Below are 15,909 nucleotides of genomic sequence, written 5' to 3' on the forward strand. Positions count from 1 at the left end.
TTTATATTTCATTGGTCTTAAATTTTAATGTTATGCCAATAGCTCAATTAAGATTTTTTCATAAATTTCAGCCAAAGGTTCCAAATGTGCGATTTCAACATGCTCATTAATCTGGTGGATCGTGGCATTAAGTACTCCAAGTTCGAGTACCTGAGCTCCAGTTGGTGCGATAAAGCGACCATCTGATGTACCACCACTGGTTGATAATTCTGTTGTCGTGCCAGTCACATCCAAAATCGCTTTTTTGGCAGCATTGACGAGCTCTCCAACAGGGGTAAGGAATGGTAAACCTGATAGTGTCCACTCGATATCATACTCAACGCCGTGGCGATCTAAAATTTCATGTGTACGTGCTTTTAATTCATCAGCAGTAACTTCTGTAGAATAACGGAAGTTAAATAATAAGTTCATCGTGCCAGGCACAACATTGGTTGCACCCGTTCCAGCAGAAATATTCGAGATTTGGAAAGACGTTGCAGGGAAATACTCATTGCCTTGATCCCATTCTGTCTCACATAATTCAGCAATTGCTTTTGAGGCTGTATGAATTGGGTTAATTGCCAAATGTGGATAGGCCACATGCCCTTGCTTACCTTTCACGGTTAAATTGGCATTGAGAGACCCACGACGGCCATTTTTAACAATGTCACCTAAAGTATTCGTACTTGACGGTTCACCGACCAAACACCATGTCATTTTTTCTTGGCGTGCTTCTAAAGTTTCTACAACTTTCACTGTTCCATTGATAGATGGACCTTCTTCATCTGAAGTGATCAAAAAAGCAATCGAACCTTTGTGGTCTGGATGCTTAGCAACGAAACGTTCAGAGGCAATTACCATGGCTGCCAACGCCGTTTTCATATCTGCACTGCCACGCCCGTATAACTTTCCATCTCTAATTTCTGGGGCGAATGGATCGGAGTTCCACGCTTCTAGATTGCCTGTAGGAACAACATCAGTATGACCCGCAAAACAAAACACAGGTGATTCAGTCCCGCGACGAGCCCATAAGTTATCAACATCTTCAAAACGCATATTTTCAATGTTAAAACCAATCTTTGATAATCGATCAGCCATAATATTTTGACAGTTATGATCGACTGGAGTCACTGAAGGTTGGCGAAGTAATTGTAAGCTTAAATCGAGTGTTGCAGATTGGGTCATGGAAAGAAATCGAATTGGTCAAAGTCGAACTATCATAAAGTATGTTGAATTTGATGCAAAATATTAATCATTCAAGGGAATCAAATTTAAATAAAAAAAGCCCTATTAAAAAATAGGGCTTTTAGCTTCAACTTCGAATTAGTTGTTACGAATTTCGTTTGAAGTTTTTTCAGCAGTATTTGTTACAGTTTCCCCAGCTTTTGAAACGTCTTGTCCAAAACCTTTGAATGTATTACAACCAGTTAATACAAATGCAACTACGAATGAAGCGGCTAATACTTTTTTCATCATTATCTCCAATGATTGTAAATTATTTTGATGCTTAATCAGAATAAAAATTAATCATTTAGAAGAATATGAGAGTTTTATTATCAGAATGTTATTAATTGTATTCGATACATTTTTTTATTACACGAACTACACGTAAGGAAGCTTTAATGCTGGTTGACGGTACATATAAAACTGATTTGTCTGTACATTGTGATAAAGCCCATTGCTCCACCAATGTGCTTCATTTGAAGTCTGACTCGCATTCGGACAAATCCATTCCTGTCTTTCCAGTCGATAAAAAGATGATCGTAATTGATGTCCCCATGTGCCTATACGACGATGTGGGCTGACCCAGTTGGGTATGGTTTGAAGTTCGGTATGATACCGAAAGTAGAGTTGACCTTTCATCACCGCAATTTTTCGATCAATTTTATAAGTATTGGCTTGAGTAAATTGAAATTGCTTTTGCGTAAAATGATTGAGCTTTCTAAATAGAGTGTCGCTTCGATTTAATCCGTACCAATGTTGAAGTTGAAAGTCTTGTTCTGCTAAATAAAATTTCAGTGCAACTTCCCATTGTTCAATTTCTTGGGTGTGATGATTTAATATCACAAAGTCAATTTCACCCAAAGTATGGCGGCCGTCAATGATTTGAACACTGTGATCTAACAGCGAAAAATCAGCTTGATCGCGTTGATCATCTTGCAGCCAGAACCACATTAAATATTCAAAGCGCAAACCTAGACGCGTACTTTTAAGTTGCTGAATAAAATCAATCAGCTCTTGTGGGTTTTGATCTAGATCATGCAGTCTGGAGATATATTTTTCGTACTGAGTTTGCCAAAATTGTTCATGGTGCAATTCAAAAGGATGAACGATCGTTAATTCTTTAGGCGCAAAACGAATAATATTAGGACTTGCGATGACAAAAGCCAGTTGACGTACAATTGTATGATGAAAGTTCTGCCATGGCTCATAAAAATCAGATTGCACCATTACTCCAACTAGAATTCAAAATTGAAAATAAATTTACAATCAGACACTACCACAAAAGCATATATACTAGTGAGATTCAACTGAATGAGTTGCGGTATGAAAATCGTGTTTTGGCGGAGCTTGGTCATTATTTTTGTGACTCTAGGTTTTATTGGTGCGCTATTGCCAGGATTGCCAACCACAGTCTTTTTAATTCTTGCCGCATGGGCTGCTTCAAAAGGTTGGCCACAGGTTGATGATTGGCTACTCAATCATCCTAAATATGGACCAACACTGCGAAATTGGCGTGAGCATGGCACGGTTCCACGCAAAGCAAAATGGCTCGCCTCGATGATGATGTTGATCAGCGGTATTCTTATGCTTTATACCAATGCTCCTGATTTAGTAAAAATTTTTACGAATCTCACCATGCTAATTGTCGCGATTTGGTTGTGGTTAAGACCGGAATCAAAAAATATTGTTTAAATAAATGATTAAAAATAATTTAACCCTGAGTTTTGTATGAACCCAAATCTTGAAAGTTATACCCTAAGTCAGGCGGATATCCTGATTGATATGGCGAAACAAGTTCTATATGTACCACGTATGAAAAAAAGCTATTTGGTGTCTACTGGATTGAACGGTATAGGTGAACAGGAAAATTCAGGTAAAACACCAAGAGGATGGCATCGCATTGAACAAAAAATTGGCGATGACCACCCAATCAATGCTGTTTTTAAAGCACGTATTTGGACTGGGGAGATCTATGATGTGGAACTTGGTGAGCAATTTCCAGAACGTGACTGGATTCTAACTCGAATTCTTTGGTTAGCAGGTTTAGAACCTGGTTTTAATCAAGGGGAGGGTTGTGATACCTATAATCGATATATCTATATTCATGGTACGCCAGAGTCAGAACCTTTAGGTATTCCTAAATCACATGGATGTATTCGAATGCACAGTGCAGATGTCATTGAGCTATTTGATATATTGGACGAAGGCGCTTTAGTCTATATTTCAGAACAAGAGATCGAATTGGATCAAATTTAAATCAGAATCGTAAAATGTGTTGTGATAAAAACTTTGAATAAAAATAAAAACATATCTCTAATCAGGCAAATAATAGACAAAAAAGCGATTTTTCAAGAGAAATGATCTATTTTTTAATCATTCAAACTGAAAAACTGAGAAACCTGTAGAAAAGCGTTTGACAGTATCTGAGGATTCTCTATAATGCACCACACAAACGATGAAGTCGTAAAGGGCGCTTAGCTCAGTTGGTAGAGCGTCTGCCTTACAAGCAGAATGTCGGCGGTTCGATCCCGTCAGCGCCCACCAAGCCTTTACGTTAAGTTTTAGTGCAGCGGTAGTTCAGTTGGTTAGAATATCGGCCTGTCACGCCGAGGGTCGCGGGTTCGAGTCCCGTCCGCTGCGCCACTTTAAACTTAATAGATTGTTTGTACTTTAATAGAGATATTACATAAGTGCAGCGGTAGTTCAGTTGGTTAGAATATCGGCCTGTCACGCCGAGGGTCGCGGGTTCGAGTCCCGTCCGCTGCGCCATTTTATGTAATGACCTTATTAAGGGCGCTTAGCTCAGTTGGTAGAGCGTCTGCCTTACAAGCAGAATGTCGGCGGTTCGATCCCGTCAGCGCCCACCAGATTTTTTGTGATGCAGCGGTAGTTCAGTTGGTTAGAATATCGGCCTGTCACGCCGAGGGTCGCGGGTTCGAGTCCCGTCCGCTGCGCCATCCTAAAAATCAAAGCCTAATAAGGGCGCTTAGCTCAGTTGGTAGAGCGTCTGCCTTACAAGCAGAATGTCGGCGGTTCGATCCCGTCAGCGCCCACCATATTCAAGCTGAAAAGCTTATATGACCCTAATTGCGTAAGCAGTTGCCGTTGCAGCGGTAGTTCAGTTGGTTAGAATATCGGCCTGTCACGCCGAGGGTCGCGGGTTCGAGTCCCGTCCGCTGCGCCATTTTCTAGATCCCTTGTCTAGATATAATGGTTTAAATCAGCAAGATTTCTTTCTTGCATCTTAAAAATAGCGGTGCTATTTTTATTCCTCAAGGGCGCTTAGCTCAGTTGGTAGAGCGTCTGCCTTACAAGCAGAATGTCGGCGGTTCGATCCCGTCAGCGCCCACCATATTCTTTCTATAAAAAGTCTTTTAAGTTTCTATAATTTATATAAAATATGATGAATTCATGTTTATAATAGAATTATGAGAAATCCATACCAGCGTAAGCCTTCAAGTACCTCTATTGCCTCTACAGTTGTCTCTCCAAAAGAACAATACCAACAATTTATGGAAACAATTGTCGCTCAGGCTAAAGTTTATAGTTTATATAATGATGGTTGGGCATTGTGCTCCACTCCATCTGGTCAGCGCACGCTTGCTGTTTGGCAAAGTAAAGGAATGGCACAATTATTGGTTCGTGATAAGTGGGAAAAATATCATGTGGAGGAAATCCAACTGATACCATTTATTGAACAAGTTGTTCCTTATATTCGACAACATAATACTCACTTGTCACTGAACTTGATGCCAGAAGGTCAAAATGTTTTGGTATCGGGGCGACAATTTCTAATTGACCTAAAAGCTTATCTATACCAGTTATCGATCGATCAACCTGAAAAATTAAATAGAGAAGGGGTTCCTTCTCCTCGAAAAATCCGAATACATGATAAATAAAAAATTTAGTATTCTTTTAAGATCCAGCCACTAATATAAGCAAAATATTCTCTAAGCCATGCGTTATATCGTGTGGTTAAAGGAGTTTCAGCACTGACTGATGTGATTTGGGTATAACCTTGAAATCGGGCAATGGCTGCAGCACGTGGTGTATGAAAATCACTAGTGACAACTACAATACGACTATCTTGGTTTAAGCCTATTCTGTTTAGAAGCGGAACACTGTTTTTTAGATTGAGTTCGGTGCTGGTGCTTTGACTTTCTTCAAATATACGCTGTGGGTGAATACGATACTTGTCGATCAAATATGCTTTCATCACTGCAGCTTCAGTAATTTTCTGATCAAAACCTAAACCGCCAGTTACAATAATAGAACTACTGGAATATTGAGCGGCGATCGTTGCACCTTGGTCTAATCGAGCCTGAAGCGTTGGGGAGGGTTGGTTATAGATTAAACCACTACCCAAAATAATAATCGCATCAGGTGGTGTATTCATGATGGGGGAATGATTTGATTTAGCTAAAAAATTAAAAAAAATAGCCAAGCTGATTAACCAGATGGAAAAAATTGTCCATCCCATTTTCCAAAACAAGTTAAAGTTAGAATGATTCAAACGGTAGTGTTGGATTTTCTTATTAAAAAACAGACATACAATAATCATAATGCCAATAAATGCTGGAAGTACAGTACCTAAATGAATTTTATTTTGACTGATTAAAATGATTCCATCGATTAATAGTATCAATGCTATTAACCAAGCGAAAAATTTTAAAATCCTTATATACATTCGATGTCATCACTAGTGGGAAATGCGAAAAAGTATAGCGCATAAAAAAACCGAGCAGATTAAATAAAAATCGTGCTCGGTTTTGATCATAATAACCGTGTTAGTAAACGTCTCTACGGTAGCGACCAGCTTGTCTTAATTCATCTACAGTAGTTTCACCTAAGATTTCAATTAAGGCTAGATCAACATCGCTTGCCATACCATTGATACTGCCGCACACATAGATTACAGCACCTTGATGAATCCATTTAACGACTTCATCCGCATTTTGACGCAGAATATGGTGTACATAGACTTTTTCTGGTTGGTCTCGAGAGAACGCGAGATCAATACGCTTTAACATCGCTGTATTTTGCCAAGCTTCGATTGTTTCTTTATAAAAGAAATCATGTTCGCGTTGGCGTTCACCGAAGATGAGCCAGTTGTCAGTGTAGTCCAAACGTACGCGAGCTGAAATTAAGCTCATTAGACCTGCGATTCCTGTCCCGTTACCGATACAAATAATCGGTCGATTATCATCAATTAAATGGAATGATTCATTGGTTCGAATACGAAGTTGTACCTGACTACCAACCGCAACATGATGTGTTAACCAGCCTGAGCCTAAGCCGAGTTGCTGCTGTTCATCACGTTGTTGACGTACCACCAAGCGCATCATGCCTTGAGTTGGAATACTTGCGATCGAATATTCACGAGTAGGTAAATTTTCAAGCTGCTCAACGAGTTCCTCAGCTGTAGCAAATGGCTGAATCTCGCTATTTAAATTTTTATTCCACAGGCTTTCAACTAAGGTTTGACCTGTAGTTGCGAGAACTAAAGCCTCATCTAAGTTGTGCTGTTGTAAAAATGCTTGAATACGTTCAATGCTATTGCCGGGTTGAATTTCCGCAATATCTCCAGCTTGCCAGATCGCGTCGTGATCAGACTCAAGCTCTAAATTATAAGCTGGTTGACCCAAACTGTTTGGATTAAGCAGTGTACGTTTTTGAAGTTTCCATTGATCAAAGACTTTATCAATAGATAGTGTTGCTAATTCCAATTGAGCAGCTTGTGCAAGTGCATCTGTCCAATTTTGAATATCTTGGTTATTGGCATTGTCCACTTCAATCACATTAAAGAGGGGAGTTGCACCAGATGCATTGAACCAGTCATAAATACGATGACCAAAACTACAATAAGTGTCAGGATATTCACGTGAACCAAGTGCCATAACTGCGAATTGAGCATGACTTAGATTCAGTGGATGAGACATCAATTTCTTTTCAAAGCTTGCAGCTAAGTCTGGAGCTTCACCTGTACCGTAAGTACTCGCGACCACTAGAATTTGAGATGCTGTTTGTAGCTCATTAGTGGTCAGGCTTTGCACTGATTTAACAGTGACGGGTTGGCGTGCTGCTTGCAGAATTGAAGCTGTACGCCAAGCCAATTGCTCGGATACACCAGTTTGACTTGCATAAGCGATGAGCCAAGGTTTGGCATTTGGATCAACATCAACCACTGCTAAATTTTGCTTCGCTTCACGGGTCAATTGTTTTTGCTTGCGGCGTTTGAGGTAGAGCATCCAACCCGTCACAAAGAATAACGGCATAGCGAGTGCAGCTAACATCGCGAAGAACTGGTAAATAGGACCAAAGAAGCTGCCACGGTGTACAGGTAACATGCTGCTCATGATTTTTTCATTGAGCTTTTTGTCTTCGTACAATTCAACATCTTTCAATTGATTCGTATTTAAGTCTACAGTCGCTTTGTTACGAGCACGTTCATGTTGCGGAACAGGATCAACGAAACTCAGTTCTAATTCACCGTTTGCACGTTTAGGAATGGTGAAGGTTACGGAAGAAAATTGATTTTTAAACTGTTGATTAAAAGTAGACCAAGATTGGTTGAGCGCAAAGTGAATCTGTTCTGTTTGGAGTGATTTACGCTCTTCACGTCCTTCACGTCCTTCACGTCCTTCACGTTGAGCATTTGGTCCAGCATTTGAACCAGGACCTCCCGCTTGCATTTGGGGTTGCGGGCGCTCAACACCAAGCACTTTAAACATGCCGTTGCGCCACCAGTCATATGACCAATATAAACCTGTGCAAGCCAACATGAGATAGAAAATGGCCACCCATGTTCCAACGACTGCGTGTAAATCCCAAATAAAGTTTCGACCTTTTAATTTGGGTTTAACTGAAAACCATTGTTTGAAACTGTGTTTTTTCGGCCAACGTAGATATAAGCCACTGAGGACAAAGAAAATAAGAATCAGTGTACATGCACCGGTAATTTGTTTTCCAACTGGTCCGACTGTCAAGTTACGATGTAGTTGTTGTACGAATGCGAAGAATTTTCGACCTTTAATTTCAGGTAGTAATTCAGCACTGTAGGGATTGATCATCATGGTCAAACCACGACGTTCGCCTTCTTTCGCAACATTGATACTCGATGAGTCAGTAGGTTGAGCAGCAATTGTAATGCTATTGATTTTAAGATCAGGATGCTCCTGCTGGAAATGTTGATAAATTTCAGCTGGTGTTAATTTTGGGCGTTGTTCAGCAACAACTGTATAACTTTCCTGATTGATCAGCTTGATAATTTGCTGCTCATAAGAATATATCGCCCCAGTGACACCCATAAGTGCCAAAATAAGGCCTGCTGTTATTCCGAAAAACCAGTGTAACTGGAAAAATATTTTCTTGAACATAAGGGTCTGAGTGAATTGGAATTTTTGAATGGTGCGATTATAACCTAACTCAAAAAAAGTGGAATGTATTTGAAGATAATATTTATTCTCATTCTCATATAAAAAATTGTGATAAAAAAACCTCCAAAGTTGGAGGTTTTAATATAAAGCCGTATTTACAGTGATTTTGGCTCACCAACGCTTTCTTTTAGATGTTTACGGATGGTCTCGAAAGAGAAATTTTTGCTGTTCATTCGTTTTGGCAAGATATAAGCGCCTTGCTGACCTTTAACTTTAAAGTTCACCAAAATGAAATCTGGCGTGTTATACCACTCATAGATATCTTTCCAACCAATTGAACCTACACCTTCTTGTAGTCCCATTTTTTGACGCATCACGATACCATGAGGCTGAACACCTAATTTAATTCCAGTAATTTCTTGTACTGGAAACTCATTCATTTTACGTTTAGCGTACCATTCTAGTCCAAACTTTCGCACTAAAAAGTATGTCAGCACACAGACTAAAGCCACCCAGCAAAATACAGTAGAGTAATTTTTAATAAAAATTAGACCCAAAATTGCAAGCGCAGTAATTGCACCCATAATAGCCCAAGCTTTAGTTCCAATTTTATTTGTGCTGCGCCAGATTGCGAGTTGCGCATGGCGTTGTTCAGCTTCAGTAACCTCGTAAGGAACGGGTTGTAAAGTGTAGGCGTATAAGTTTTTTGCAGTCATAGTTTCGTTAACAAAATGTGTATATCTGAGCAGAGTTTAGCATTAAATTAATACAATCAGGGAGTATATTGTACTAATTTACTGCCTTGAAAATTCAACATTTACAGTGATGCCAATGCGCTGGATTGAGTATCATGTTCATGACTTAAACTTTGTTTTAAGGTACTCAATCGTCTTAATACACCAAGCATTAAAGAAAGTTGCTGTAAAACAATCAATGATTTATGTGAATCCTGATCATCTTTATTCAAACGTTCACGAATCGCGGACTCCAAATTTGTCAGATTGAGCTCAGGGAATTCATCTCGCAAAAAAGCACCTTGGATATCATTTAACGCTTGTTGAAGTAGTTCTAATGTTGACTGATCTTGAATTTTTTCACGGTGTGCACCTAGCGCAGCAATATAGCTGATAAATGTATGATTGAGACAGAGGAACTCAAATGCTAAAGCTTTTTGTGTTGGATCAAAATCAGGTTCTGTTGCTAATGTCGATATGAGTGATGCAACATCAGCATCACGATTATGTGCAGTGCGGCGGACTACGCGGTAGTTCAAACTGTTATTACGTCCATGATGGTACTGTTGGACGACTTCAGTAAGATACTGGCATTGAGCTTCAAGTGAACGTCTGATTGAATGGGGGAGTCGTCTGAATTTCCAATCTGGAAAAATAAAGCTCACCCCAAACCATGCCAATGCACAGCCAATTAAAGTATCTAACATTCGAGGAAATGCCGCTTGGAAACCTAAACCGTCCAAATTGAAATTAATTAAGGCTAAGATCGTAATAAAGGCAGTGGCTTGCGCATATTGCTTACTGCGTAATTCAAAAAATAGGACGCCACTCACAATTAATAATAAGAGTTGACCTTCGACAGAAGGAACGAAATACAGAATTGCAAAACCAAGAATAATGCCACCGAGTGTTCCCATGATCCTGAGTCTGAGTCGACGTTTTGTGGCGTTGAAGTTTGGTTGACTAACAAATAGGGCTGTTAACAGTACCCAATAACCGTATTCGATATTGGTGACTTGAACAAAAACATATCCGATGAAAAGTACGATGGAAACACGAATTGCATGTCGAAAGAGTACGGATTCAGGGGTTAAATTTTGTTTGATACGAGAAACGATATCTTCCCAACCTTTCAGATCGTCATCTTTAAGTTGGTTTTCTAAATGTTTAGTGCGGTCAAATTTAATATGCCGTTCAGTTTCAAGATTTCGTAATTGAGCATCGATGGCTTTTAAGTTCTGGAGTAAGGCAAAAAGAGCATTAACCCAGATAAGATCATGTTTTTGTTCATCACGGATTTTTTCTAATGACTTTCTGAGATTACTAAATGCATGTTCAAAACGTGGATTATGCTGGTAAGTTGTGCGATTTAAGATGCTTTCACTTAAATCTTTACATGCTTTTGCTTGCAGTGTAAGAATACGTTGGAAGCGAAATAAAATATCACTATGTTCAAAGGCTTTGGTTAATTGTTGATAATCAATATGTGCCGAGTCAGCTCGCTCGTGAATGTCCTGTGCAATAAAATAATATTGTAAGCTGCGACGGGTATCACTTTGACCACGATCTCCTTTTAATCGGGTAAGGAGTGTGGTTTTCATATCATTAAAGATACCTACTAATTTCCCATTTTCCAGCGACAAGCTGATCATACTTTTTTGGTAGCTATTCGCTGTCATATCCACATCAAAGAGATTGGATTTAGCAAAAAGGAAATCACCGAGTGAAGAATAGCTTTTCGAGAGTTGATCTTGAACTTGTCGATCTGGAAAAAGCAAGAAACTAAGCGTAGACAAGATCCCATACCAAATGGCACCAATCACCAAAAGACTGGGTTGCATGTACCATTCGTCAAAAATATCAACACCTAGCATGGCATAGACAGAAATTACTAAGCAACCATATGAGATGGTGGCATAACGTCTGCCTAATGAGCCTAGTAAAATGAGACCAATACAAGAGATGATCAGGCCTGAAGCAAAAAGCACAGGATATGGGAATAACAATTGAACAGAAGCTGCCGCAATAAAGAACCCAATATAGGTATAAATCAGATTCATGATACGTACTGAGAAGCGATCATCGATGTCGCTCAGCCCAGCAGCAACAACCCCTAATGTTAATGGAATCGTCATCAATTGCTGATCTAACAGATAGGGAATAAACGCGGTACCTGCGAAAGCCACAATCATCCGCAGGTTATACATGAATGAAGTATTATAGGTTGCTTTTTTAAGCTGAATCAGCCATTTGTTCAAACCAGAACCCTTTATAAATAGAGGATAGGGATAGATGAATATTAGTTGAATATTCATCTAATTTAAATTGGAATTATATGCTTGAAACTGACTGTTTGTCTGTATTAAACCACTCAAACTGGATGAGTGTTTTAATCCTTAAAAAATCAGTCTTCCAAGAAAACAGCAAACTCTTCAACTGGAACTCGAGGTGTTCTAAACGTATTTACAAGCGCATCGGTGTCGGCATAGCCTAAAGCCATTCCACAAATGAGCTCTTCGTTGGCGGGAGCTTCAAGAATATCAGTGACGATTTGATGAAAATGATTCCAGGCCGCTTGAGGGCATGTGTCTAAACCACGTGCTTTTGCTGCTAGCATAACATTTTGAATCATCATGGAAATATCCATTTTAGAGCCAATGCCCATGGCTTTATCCACGGTAAAGAAAATGCCAACAGGTGCATCAAATAATTGATAGTTTCTAAGATGTTGTGCAGCCATCTTATCCTTTTCACCTTTTTGAATGCCCAGCAATCCATAAAGTCCCCAACCATTTTCACGACGACGATCGATATACGGGGAAATCCATGTTTCTGGATAATAAGCAAAAGTCTCGTTGTATTGTTGAGCAAGTTCAGGGTTTTGATAAAGTTGCATTTGTGCATGACAAACTTGATCAATTAAACGTTGACGACGTGCGCCTGTCACCACATAGACTTTCCAGGGTTGAGTATTTGTGCCAGAAGGTGCTCTTGATGCGACTTCTAAGATTTCTTGGATAAGTTTTGTGTCTACGGGGTGATCTAAAAAGGCACGTATAGATTGGCGGCCAGTGATCACTTCATCAACGGCTTGAGTACGTTCTGTGGACATTGCAACTCCTATTTGAATAATTTTGGATGATCCATGATGTCTCTACGACTAAGGTATAATTTTGAATATGCTTTTAAATAAAGATTTTATAAATTATACAGATATAAACTTTTTTCAATTCATCATCAGAAATTGTGATTGAGAAAATTGGTTTTGACAATAAAAAACATTTAATTATGAAACATAAGTTGCTAGATTAAGTTACAACGAATACACATTATGTTACGTATTTATTTTAATCAATTCATCAAATTTTAAAAAAAGCAGTTTAGTGCATCGTTGATTATTTTAAATTAATCAAACGTTGTGATTGGGATTCAGCAGGTTGACCAAGCATATATGCACGGATGCAAGATGAAATAATTGGAGATTTTTAATGAGTCAATCAAAACATCAAACATTTTTAAAGAAAAGCTTAGCAATCGCAGTTGCAACTTTTGCATTTTCTACTGCACAAGCAGCGACTGAAAAAGATGAAATTCAAAAATTACGCCAAGAAGTTGAAGCGTTAAAAGCTTTAATTCAACAGCAACATCAAGTACAACAACAGCAACAAGTACAATTGGCTGAAGTTAAGGCTCAACCAGTAGCAGCAGCGCCTACAAACTTGAAAACTAAAGCAGGTGCTGAAGTGAATCTGTATGGTTTTGTTCGTGGGGATGCGAACTATATCATTGAAGGTGCTGATAATGACTTTAATGCTGTAAATAGCGTTGGAACGAGTAATAATCCGTTAGTTGAAGATAAATTACGTGCAACGGCTAAAACAACACGTCTTGGTTTAGATTTCAAATCTAAAGTAGAAGGGGCTGATGTTGGTGGTAAAGTAGAAGTGGACTTTGCAGGCTCAAATGAAGCACTACGTATTCGTCATGCGTATTTAACACTGAATAATTGGTTATTCGGTCAAACTACTTCAAACTTCTTGTCAAATCATGCACCAGAAATGATCGATTTTGGTACCAACATTGGTGGCGGAACAAATCGTTTACCGCAAGTACGTTGGTCTCATAAATTAGCGCCATCAACTCAATTATTTATTTCAGCTGAGGAAGGTAATAGTTCAGCAAATCAATTAAAGACTACTGTGACTAACGGAGTTCCAGATATAGAGTCATCAGATGTCAAATACCGCCTACCAACTTTGACTGCTAAAGTTACGCAAGCTTATGCAGATGGTAAATTTAATGCTTCAGCTCGTGCCTTAATTGAAAATTATAAGTCTGATAAAGCTGGTGATGATAAGACTGGTTTTGGTGTAGCGATCGGTACAAATTACCAAATTAGCGAACCACTCAAAGTATCTGCTGACGTGTCTTATGTAAAAGGGAACAGTAACTATTTATATGGCTCAAATAGTGCTTATGTTGTCGATGCAAATAACAATATTGAACAAAATGAGTTTATTGCAACGCAACTTGGTGCTACATATAAGTTTTCACCTCAGTTACGCTCAACACTGGCTTATGGCGCACACTATGCTGATGACAGCACGGGATATGCTAAAGCGAACCCAAGTGCAAATGAAACTGTTCAACAAGCATGGATTAACTTTATCTATACACCTGTGAAACCTGTTGATCTAGGTGTTGAATATATCAATGGTAAGCGTGAGACTTTCGCAGGTCAGAGCTATAATGATGACCGAGTAGGCCTAATGGCGAAATACAGCTTCTAAGCATGATCTATAAAAAAACCGAGCATAGTCTCGGTTTTTTTATTCACTTGTCATTCATCAGTTCAGACTAAAGAATGTCTGAATTTTGCTGATTGAATAAACAAAAGTAATGCGAAATATAAAAAAAAGTGCATAATGTTCGGCTTAAACAGTGAGCAGTCCTGATCATCAGGAATTTCTTAATCATTTTAAGTTCACTAAAACATATTTAAGTGTTTGTTTGAGCCATAAATCAATTGTATCTAGCAAAACGCATGTCTAAGAATAGCGTGCGTTTTGTGCTACTGATTTATTTTGAAAAGTGTATGTTTTTTATTAACAAGATTGAATCCAATGAAATCGAGGAATTAATATATTGTTACTCAATTAAAAATTTTATCTATTCTTTTAGATAATCAATATTGAATAAGGATATGTTTATTTTTGGATGTGAGATTCGAAATAAATCTTATTGATTAAAAAACAAGCATAATATGAATTAACAGTCATCTGTATTTGCTGAGAATTAATGATGGAATTTACTTTTAACGCTTCTTACACGTTAATTGCTGCAGTAATAGTTTTATTGCTTGGCCGTTTTCTTGTCAACAAAATCGACTTCTTAAAAAAATATAATATCCCAGAGCCTGTAGCTGGTGGTTTGGTTGCTGCCATAGTTTCGTTAATTGTTCACAATTTGTGGGGCTACAGCATTACCACGAGTAGTGAATTGCAAACCAGTTTCATGTTGGTGTTTTTTGCGTCGATTGGTTTGAGTGCAAACTTCGCCAAACTCAAAGAAGGTGGTATGGGACTGGTGATCTTCCTGATCTGTGTCGCATCATTTATTATCGTACAAAACTTTGTCGGTATGAGCCTTGCAACGTTACTTGGTATTGATCCACTTATTGGTTTAATTGCAGGTTCTATTACCTTAACGGGTGGTCATGGTACTGCTGGTGCATGGGGTGAGATTTTAGAAGTCGAGCATGGTATTCAAGGTGCTTTAGCACTGGGTATGGCAAGTGCGACATTTGGTTTGATTATTGGTGGTTTGATTGGTGGTCCATTAGCGAAATTATTGATTAATAAGCACCAGCTTTCATCACCAGTGACGAATACGGTTGAAAAAGACACACGTGATGCGAATGCAATTGCAAATCCGAATGATCAAGGCGAGTTTGTGCCTTTTGAAAACCGTAATCAAGTTCGTTTAATCACTGCGGATAATGCGATTACCACATTAGGTTTATTTGCTGCGTGTTTGGCATTTGCTGAATTTATGACAGGTTATAGTAAAGGCACTTGGTTTGAGCTTCCAACTTTCGTTTGGGCATTAGGTGGTGGTGTTATTCTGCGTAACATCCTCGAAGGTCTGATGAAAGTTGAAATCTTTGATCGTGCAATTGATGTATTTGGTAATGCCTCTTTATCGTTATACTTAGCAATGGCACTTCTTTCACTTAAGTTGTGGCAATTGGCTGATCTTGCAGGCCCATTGGTTGTGATCTTAACAGCTCAAACCTTAACTATGGCATTGTACGCAGCATTTGTCACTTTCCGTGTGATGGGTAAAAACTACGATGCAGCAGTTCTTGCAGCAGGTCACTGTGGTTTCGGTATGGGAGCAACACCAACAGCTGTTGCAAACATGCAGGCGATTACAAATATGTATGGTCCTTCACATAAAGCATTCCTCATTGTACCTTTATGTGGCGCATTTTTTGTTGACTTAATTAATGCAACTGTAATTCAGATGATTTTAAAATTCTTTGCTTAACATAAAATCTTCTTAATAAAATGTCATGTACAAAAAGCCCCGCATCT

Annotated in this window: 13 protein-coding genes and 8 tRNA genes; 13 read left to right on the forward strand and 8 right to left on the reverse strand. The window is 38.8% G+C overall.

What is annotated here, in order from left to right; translation table 11 throughout:
- Positions 1-30: 30 nt before the first annotated feature.
- From dapE to AC1M9L_RS06175, 3 genes are all read right to left on the reverse strand, one after another.
- Positions 31-1,164 (reverse strand): succinyl-diaminopimelate desuccinylase, encoded by a 1,134-nt coding sequence (dapE, locus tag AC1M9L_RS06165; protein WP_035269063.1) that lies wholly within the window; start codon positions 1,162-1,164, stop codon positions 31-33.
- A gap of 138 nt (positions 1,165-1,302) precedes the next feature.
- On the reverse strand, positions 1,303-1,455 hold the full coding sequence (locus AC1M9L_RS06170) for an entericidin A/B family lipoprotein (protein WP_092766976.1): 153 nt from the start codon (positions 1,453-1,455) through the stop codon (positions 1,303-1,305).
- A 126-nt stretch (positions 1,456-1,581) separates the two neighbouring features.
- Positions 1,582-2,430 carry a DUF1853 family protein gene (locus AC1M9L_RS06175; protein WP_481591621.1) on the reverse strand — a complete coding sequence of 283 codons (849 nt, stop codon included), beginning with the start codon at positions 2,428-2,430 and terminating at the stop codon, positions 1,582-1,584.
- A 96-nt stretch (positions 2,431-2,526) separates the two neighbouring features.
- On the opposite strand from AC1M9L_RS06175, the gene AC1M9L_RS06180 reads away from it, so the two are divergent.
- The 11 genes from AC1M9L_RS06180 (at position 2,527) to AC1M9L_RS06230 (ending at position 5,102) form a co-directional block, all read left to right on the forward strand.
- Positions 2,527-2,895, forward strand: a complete 369-nt coding sequence (locus tag AC1M9L_RS06180) for a YbaN family protein (RefSeq protein ID WP_035269059.1) — start codon at positions 2,527-2,529, stop codon at positions 2,893-2,895.
- Positions 2,896-2,931: 36 nt separating this feature from the next.
- Positions 2,932-3,459 carry a cell wall-recycling L,D-carboxypeptidase ElsL gene (gene elsL / locus AC1M9L_RS06185; RefSeq protein WP_035269058.1) on the forward strand — a complete coding sequence of 176 codons (528 nt, stop codon included), beginning with the start codon at positions 2,932-2,934 and terminating at the stop codon, positions 3,457-3,459.
- A gap of 212 nt (positions 3,460-3,671) precedes the next feature.
- Positions 3,672-3,747, forward strand: a tRNA-Val gene (locus AC1M9L_RS06190).
- Between the two features lie 22 nt (positions 3,748-3,769).
- Positions 3,770-3,846, forward strand: a tRNA-Asp gene (locus AC1M9L_RS06195).
- Between the two features lie 49 nt (positions 3,847-3,895).
- Positions 3,896-3,972 (forward strand) — tRNA-Asp (locus AC1M9L_RS06200).
- Between the two features lie 22 nt (positions 3,973-3,994).
- A tRNA-Val gene (locus AC1M9L_RS06205) sits at positions 3,995-4,070 on the forward strand.
- 13 nt (positions 4,071-4,083) lie between these two features.
- Positions 4,084-4,160: transfer RNA gene (locus tag AC1M9L_RS06210), tRNA-Asp, on the forward strand.
- A 23-nt stretch (positions 4,161-4,183) separates the two neighbouring features.
- Positions 4,184-4,259: transfer RNA gene (locus AC1M9L_RS06215), tRNA-Val, on the forward strand.
- A gap of 51 nt (positions 4,260-4,310) precedes the next feature.
- A tRNA-Asp gene (locus AC1M9L_RS06220) sits at positions 4,311-4,387 on the forward strand.
- Between the two features lie 92 nt (positions 4,388-4,479).
- Positions 4,480-4,555, forward strand: a tRNA-Val gene (locus AC1M9L_RS06225).
- A 76-nt stretch (positions 4,556-4,631) separates the two neighbouring features.
- Positions 4,632-5,102, forward strand: coding sequence for a DUF2750 domain-containing protein (locus AC1M9L_RS06230; protein WP_035268330.1), 471 nt, complete (start codon positions 4,632-4,634; stop codon positions 5,100-5,102).
- Positions 5,103-5,107: 5 nt separating this feature from the next.
- Here the strand turns inward: AC1M9L_RS06230 and AC1M9L_RS06235 are convergent, their stop codons facing one another.
- From AC1M9L_RS06235 to AC1M9L_RS06255, 5 genes are all read right to left on the reverse strand, one after another.
- Positions 5,108-5,848 carry a YdcF family protein gene (locus AC1M9L_RS06235; protein WP_481591622.1) on the reverse strand — a complete coding sequence of 247 codons (741 nt, stop codon included), beginning with the start codon at positions 5,846-5,848 and terminating at the stop codon, positions 5,108-5,110.
- A gap of 142 nt (positions 5,849-5,990) precedes the next feature.
- Entirely contained in the window at positions 5,991-8,579 is a 2,589-nt protein-coding gene (locus AC1M9L_RS06240; RefSeq protein ID WP_481591623.1) for a PepSY domain-containing protein, read from the reverse strand.
- 155 nt (positions 8,580-8,734) lie between these two features.
- Positions 8,735-9,295, reverse strand: a complete 561-nt coding sequence (locus AC1M9L_RS06245) for a YcxB family protein (RefSeq protein ID WP_035268336.1) — start codon at positions 9,293-9,295, stop codon at positions 8,735-8,737.
- 101 nt (positions 9,296-9,396) lie between these two features.
- Complete coding sequence (gene yccS / locus AC1M9L_RS06250; protein ID WP_481591624.1) at positions 9,397-11,571, reverse strand: YccS family putative transporter; 2,175 nt, start codon at positions 11,569-11,571, stop codon at positions 9,397-9,399.
- Positions 11,572-11,717: 146 nt separating this feature from the next.
- The gene (locus AC1M9L_RS06255; protein ID WP_481591625.1) at positions 11,718-12,425 is read right to left on the reverse strand and encodes a nitroreductase; all 708 of its coding nucleotides are present in this window, start codon (positions 12,423-12,425) and stop codon (positions 11,718-11,720) included.
- 376 nt (positions 12,426-12,801) lie between these two features.
- Between AC1M9L_RS06255 and AC1M9L_RS06260 the strand changes: the two genes are divergently transcribed.
- Together AC1M9L_RS06260 and gltS are read left to right on the forward strand one after the other, a co-directional pair.
- On the forward strand, positions 12,802-14,103 hold the full coding sequence (locus AC1M9L_RS06260; RefSeq protein WP_481591626.1) for a DcaP family trimeric outer membrane transporter: 1,302 nt from the start codon (positions 12,802-12,804) through the stop codon (positions 14,101-14,103).
- A 511-nt stretch (positions 14,104-14,614) separates the two neighbouring features.
- A complete protein-coding gene (gene gltS / locus AC1M9L_RS06265) occupies positions 14,615-15,862 on the forward strand; it encodes a sodium/glutamate symporter (protein WP_481591664.1) in 1,248 nt (415 codons plus the stop codon).
- Positions 15,863-15,909: the final 47 nt, after the last annotated feature.

Source organism: Acinetobacter sp. ANC_7511, from assembly GCF_056779975.1.

Coding starts and splice junctions, on each gene's coding strand:
- AC1M9L_RS06255 (WP_481591625.1), bottom strand. CDS start 12,425: ATGTCCACAGAACGTACTCAAGCCGTTGATGAAGTGATCACTGGCCGC.
- AC1M9L_RS06170 (WP_092766976.1), bottom strand. CDS start 1,455: ATGATGAAAAAAGTATTAGCCGCTTCATTCGTAGTTGCATTTGTATTA.
- AC1M9L_RS06180 (WP_035269059.1), top strand. CDS start 2,527: ATGAAAATCGTGTTTTGGCGGAGCTTGGTCATTATTTTTGTGACTCTA.
- gltS (WP_481591664.1), top strand. CDS start 14,615: ATGGAATTTACTTTTAACGCTTCTTACACGTTAATTGCTGCAGTAATA.
- dapE (WP_035269063.1), bottom strand. CDS start 1,164: ATGACCCAATCTGCAACACTCGATTTAAGCTTACAATTACTTCGCCAA.
- AC1M9L_RS06240 (WP_481591623.1), bottom strand. CDS start 8,579: ATGTTCAAGAAAATATTTTTCCAGTTACACTGGTTTTTCGGAATAACA.
- AC1M9L_RS06230 (WP_035268330.1), top strand. CDS start 4,632: ATGAGAAATCCATACCAGCGTAAGCCTTCAAGTACCTCTATTGCCTCT.
- elsL (WP_035269058.1), top strand. CDS start 2,932: ATGAACCCAAATCTTGAAAGTTATACCCTAAGTCAGGCGGATATCCTG.
- AC1M9L_RS06260 (WP_481591626.1), top strand. CDS start 12,802: ATGAGTCAATCAAAACATCAAACATTTTTAAAGAAAAGCTTAGCAATC.
- AC1M9L_RS06175 (WP_481591621.1), bottom strand. CDS start 2,430: ATGGTGCAATCTGATTTTTATGAGCCATGGCAGAACTTTCATCATACA.
- AC1M9L_RS06245 (WP_035268336.1), bottom strand. CDS start 9,295: ATGACTGCAAAAAACTTATACGCCTACACTTTACAACCCGTTCCTTAC.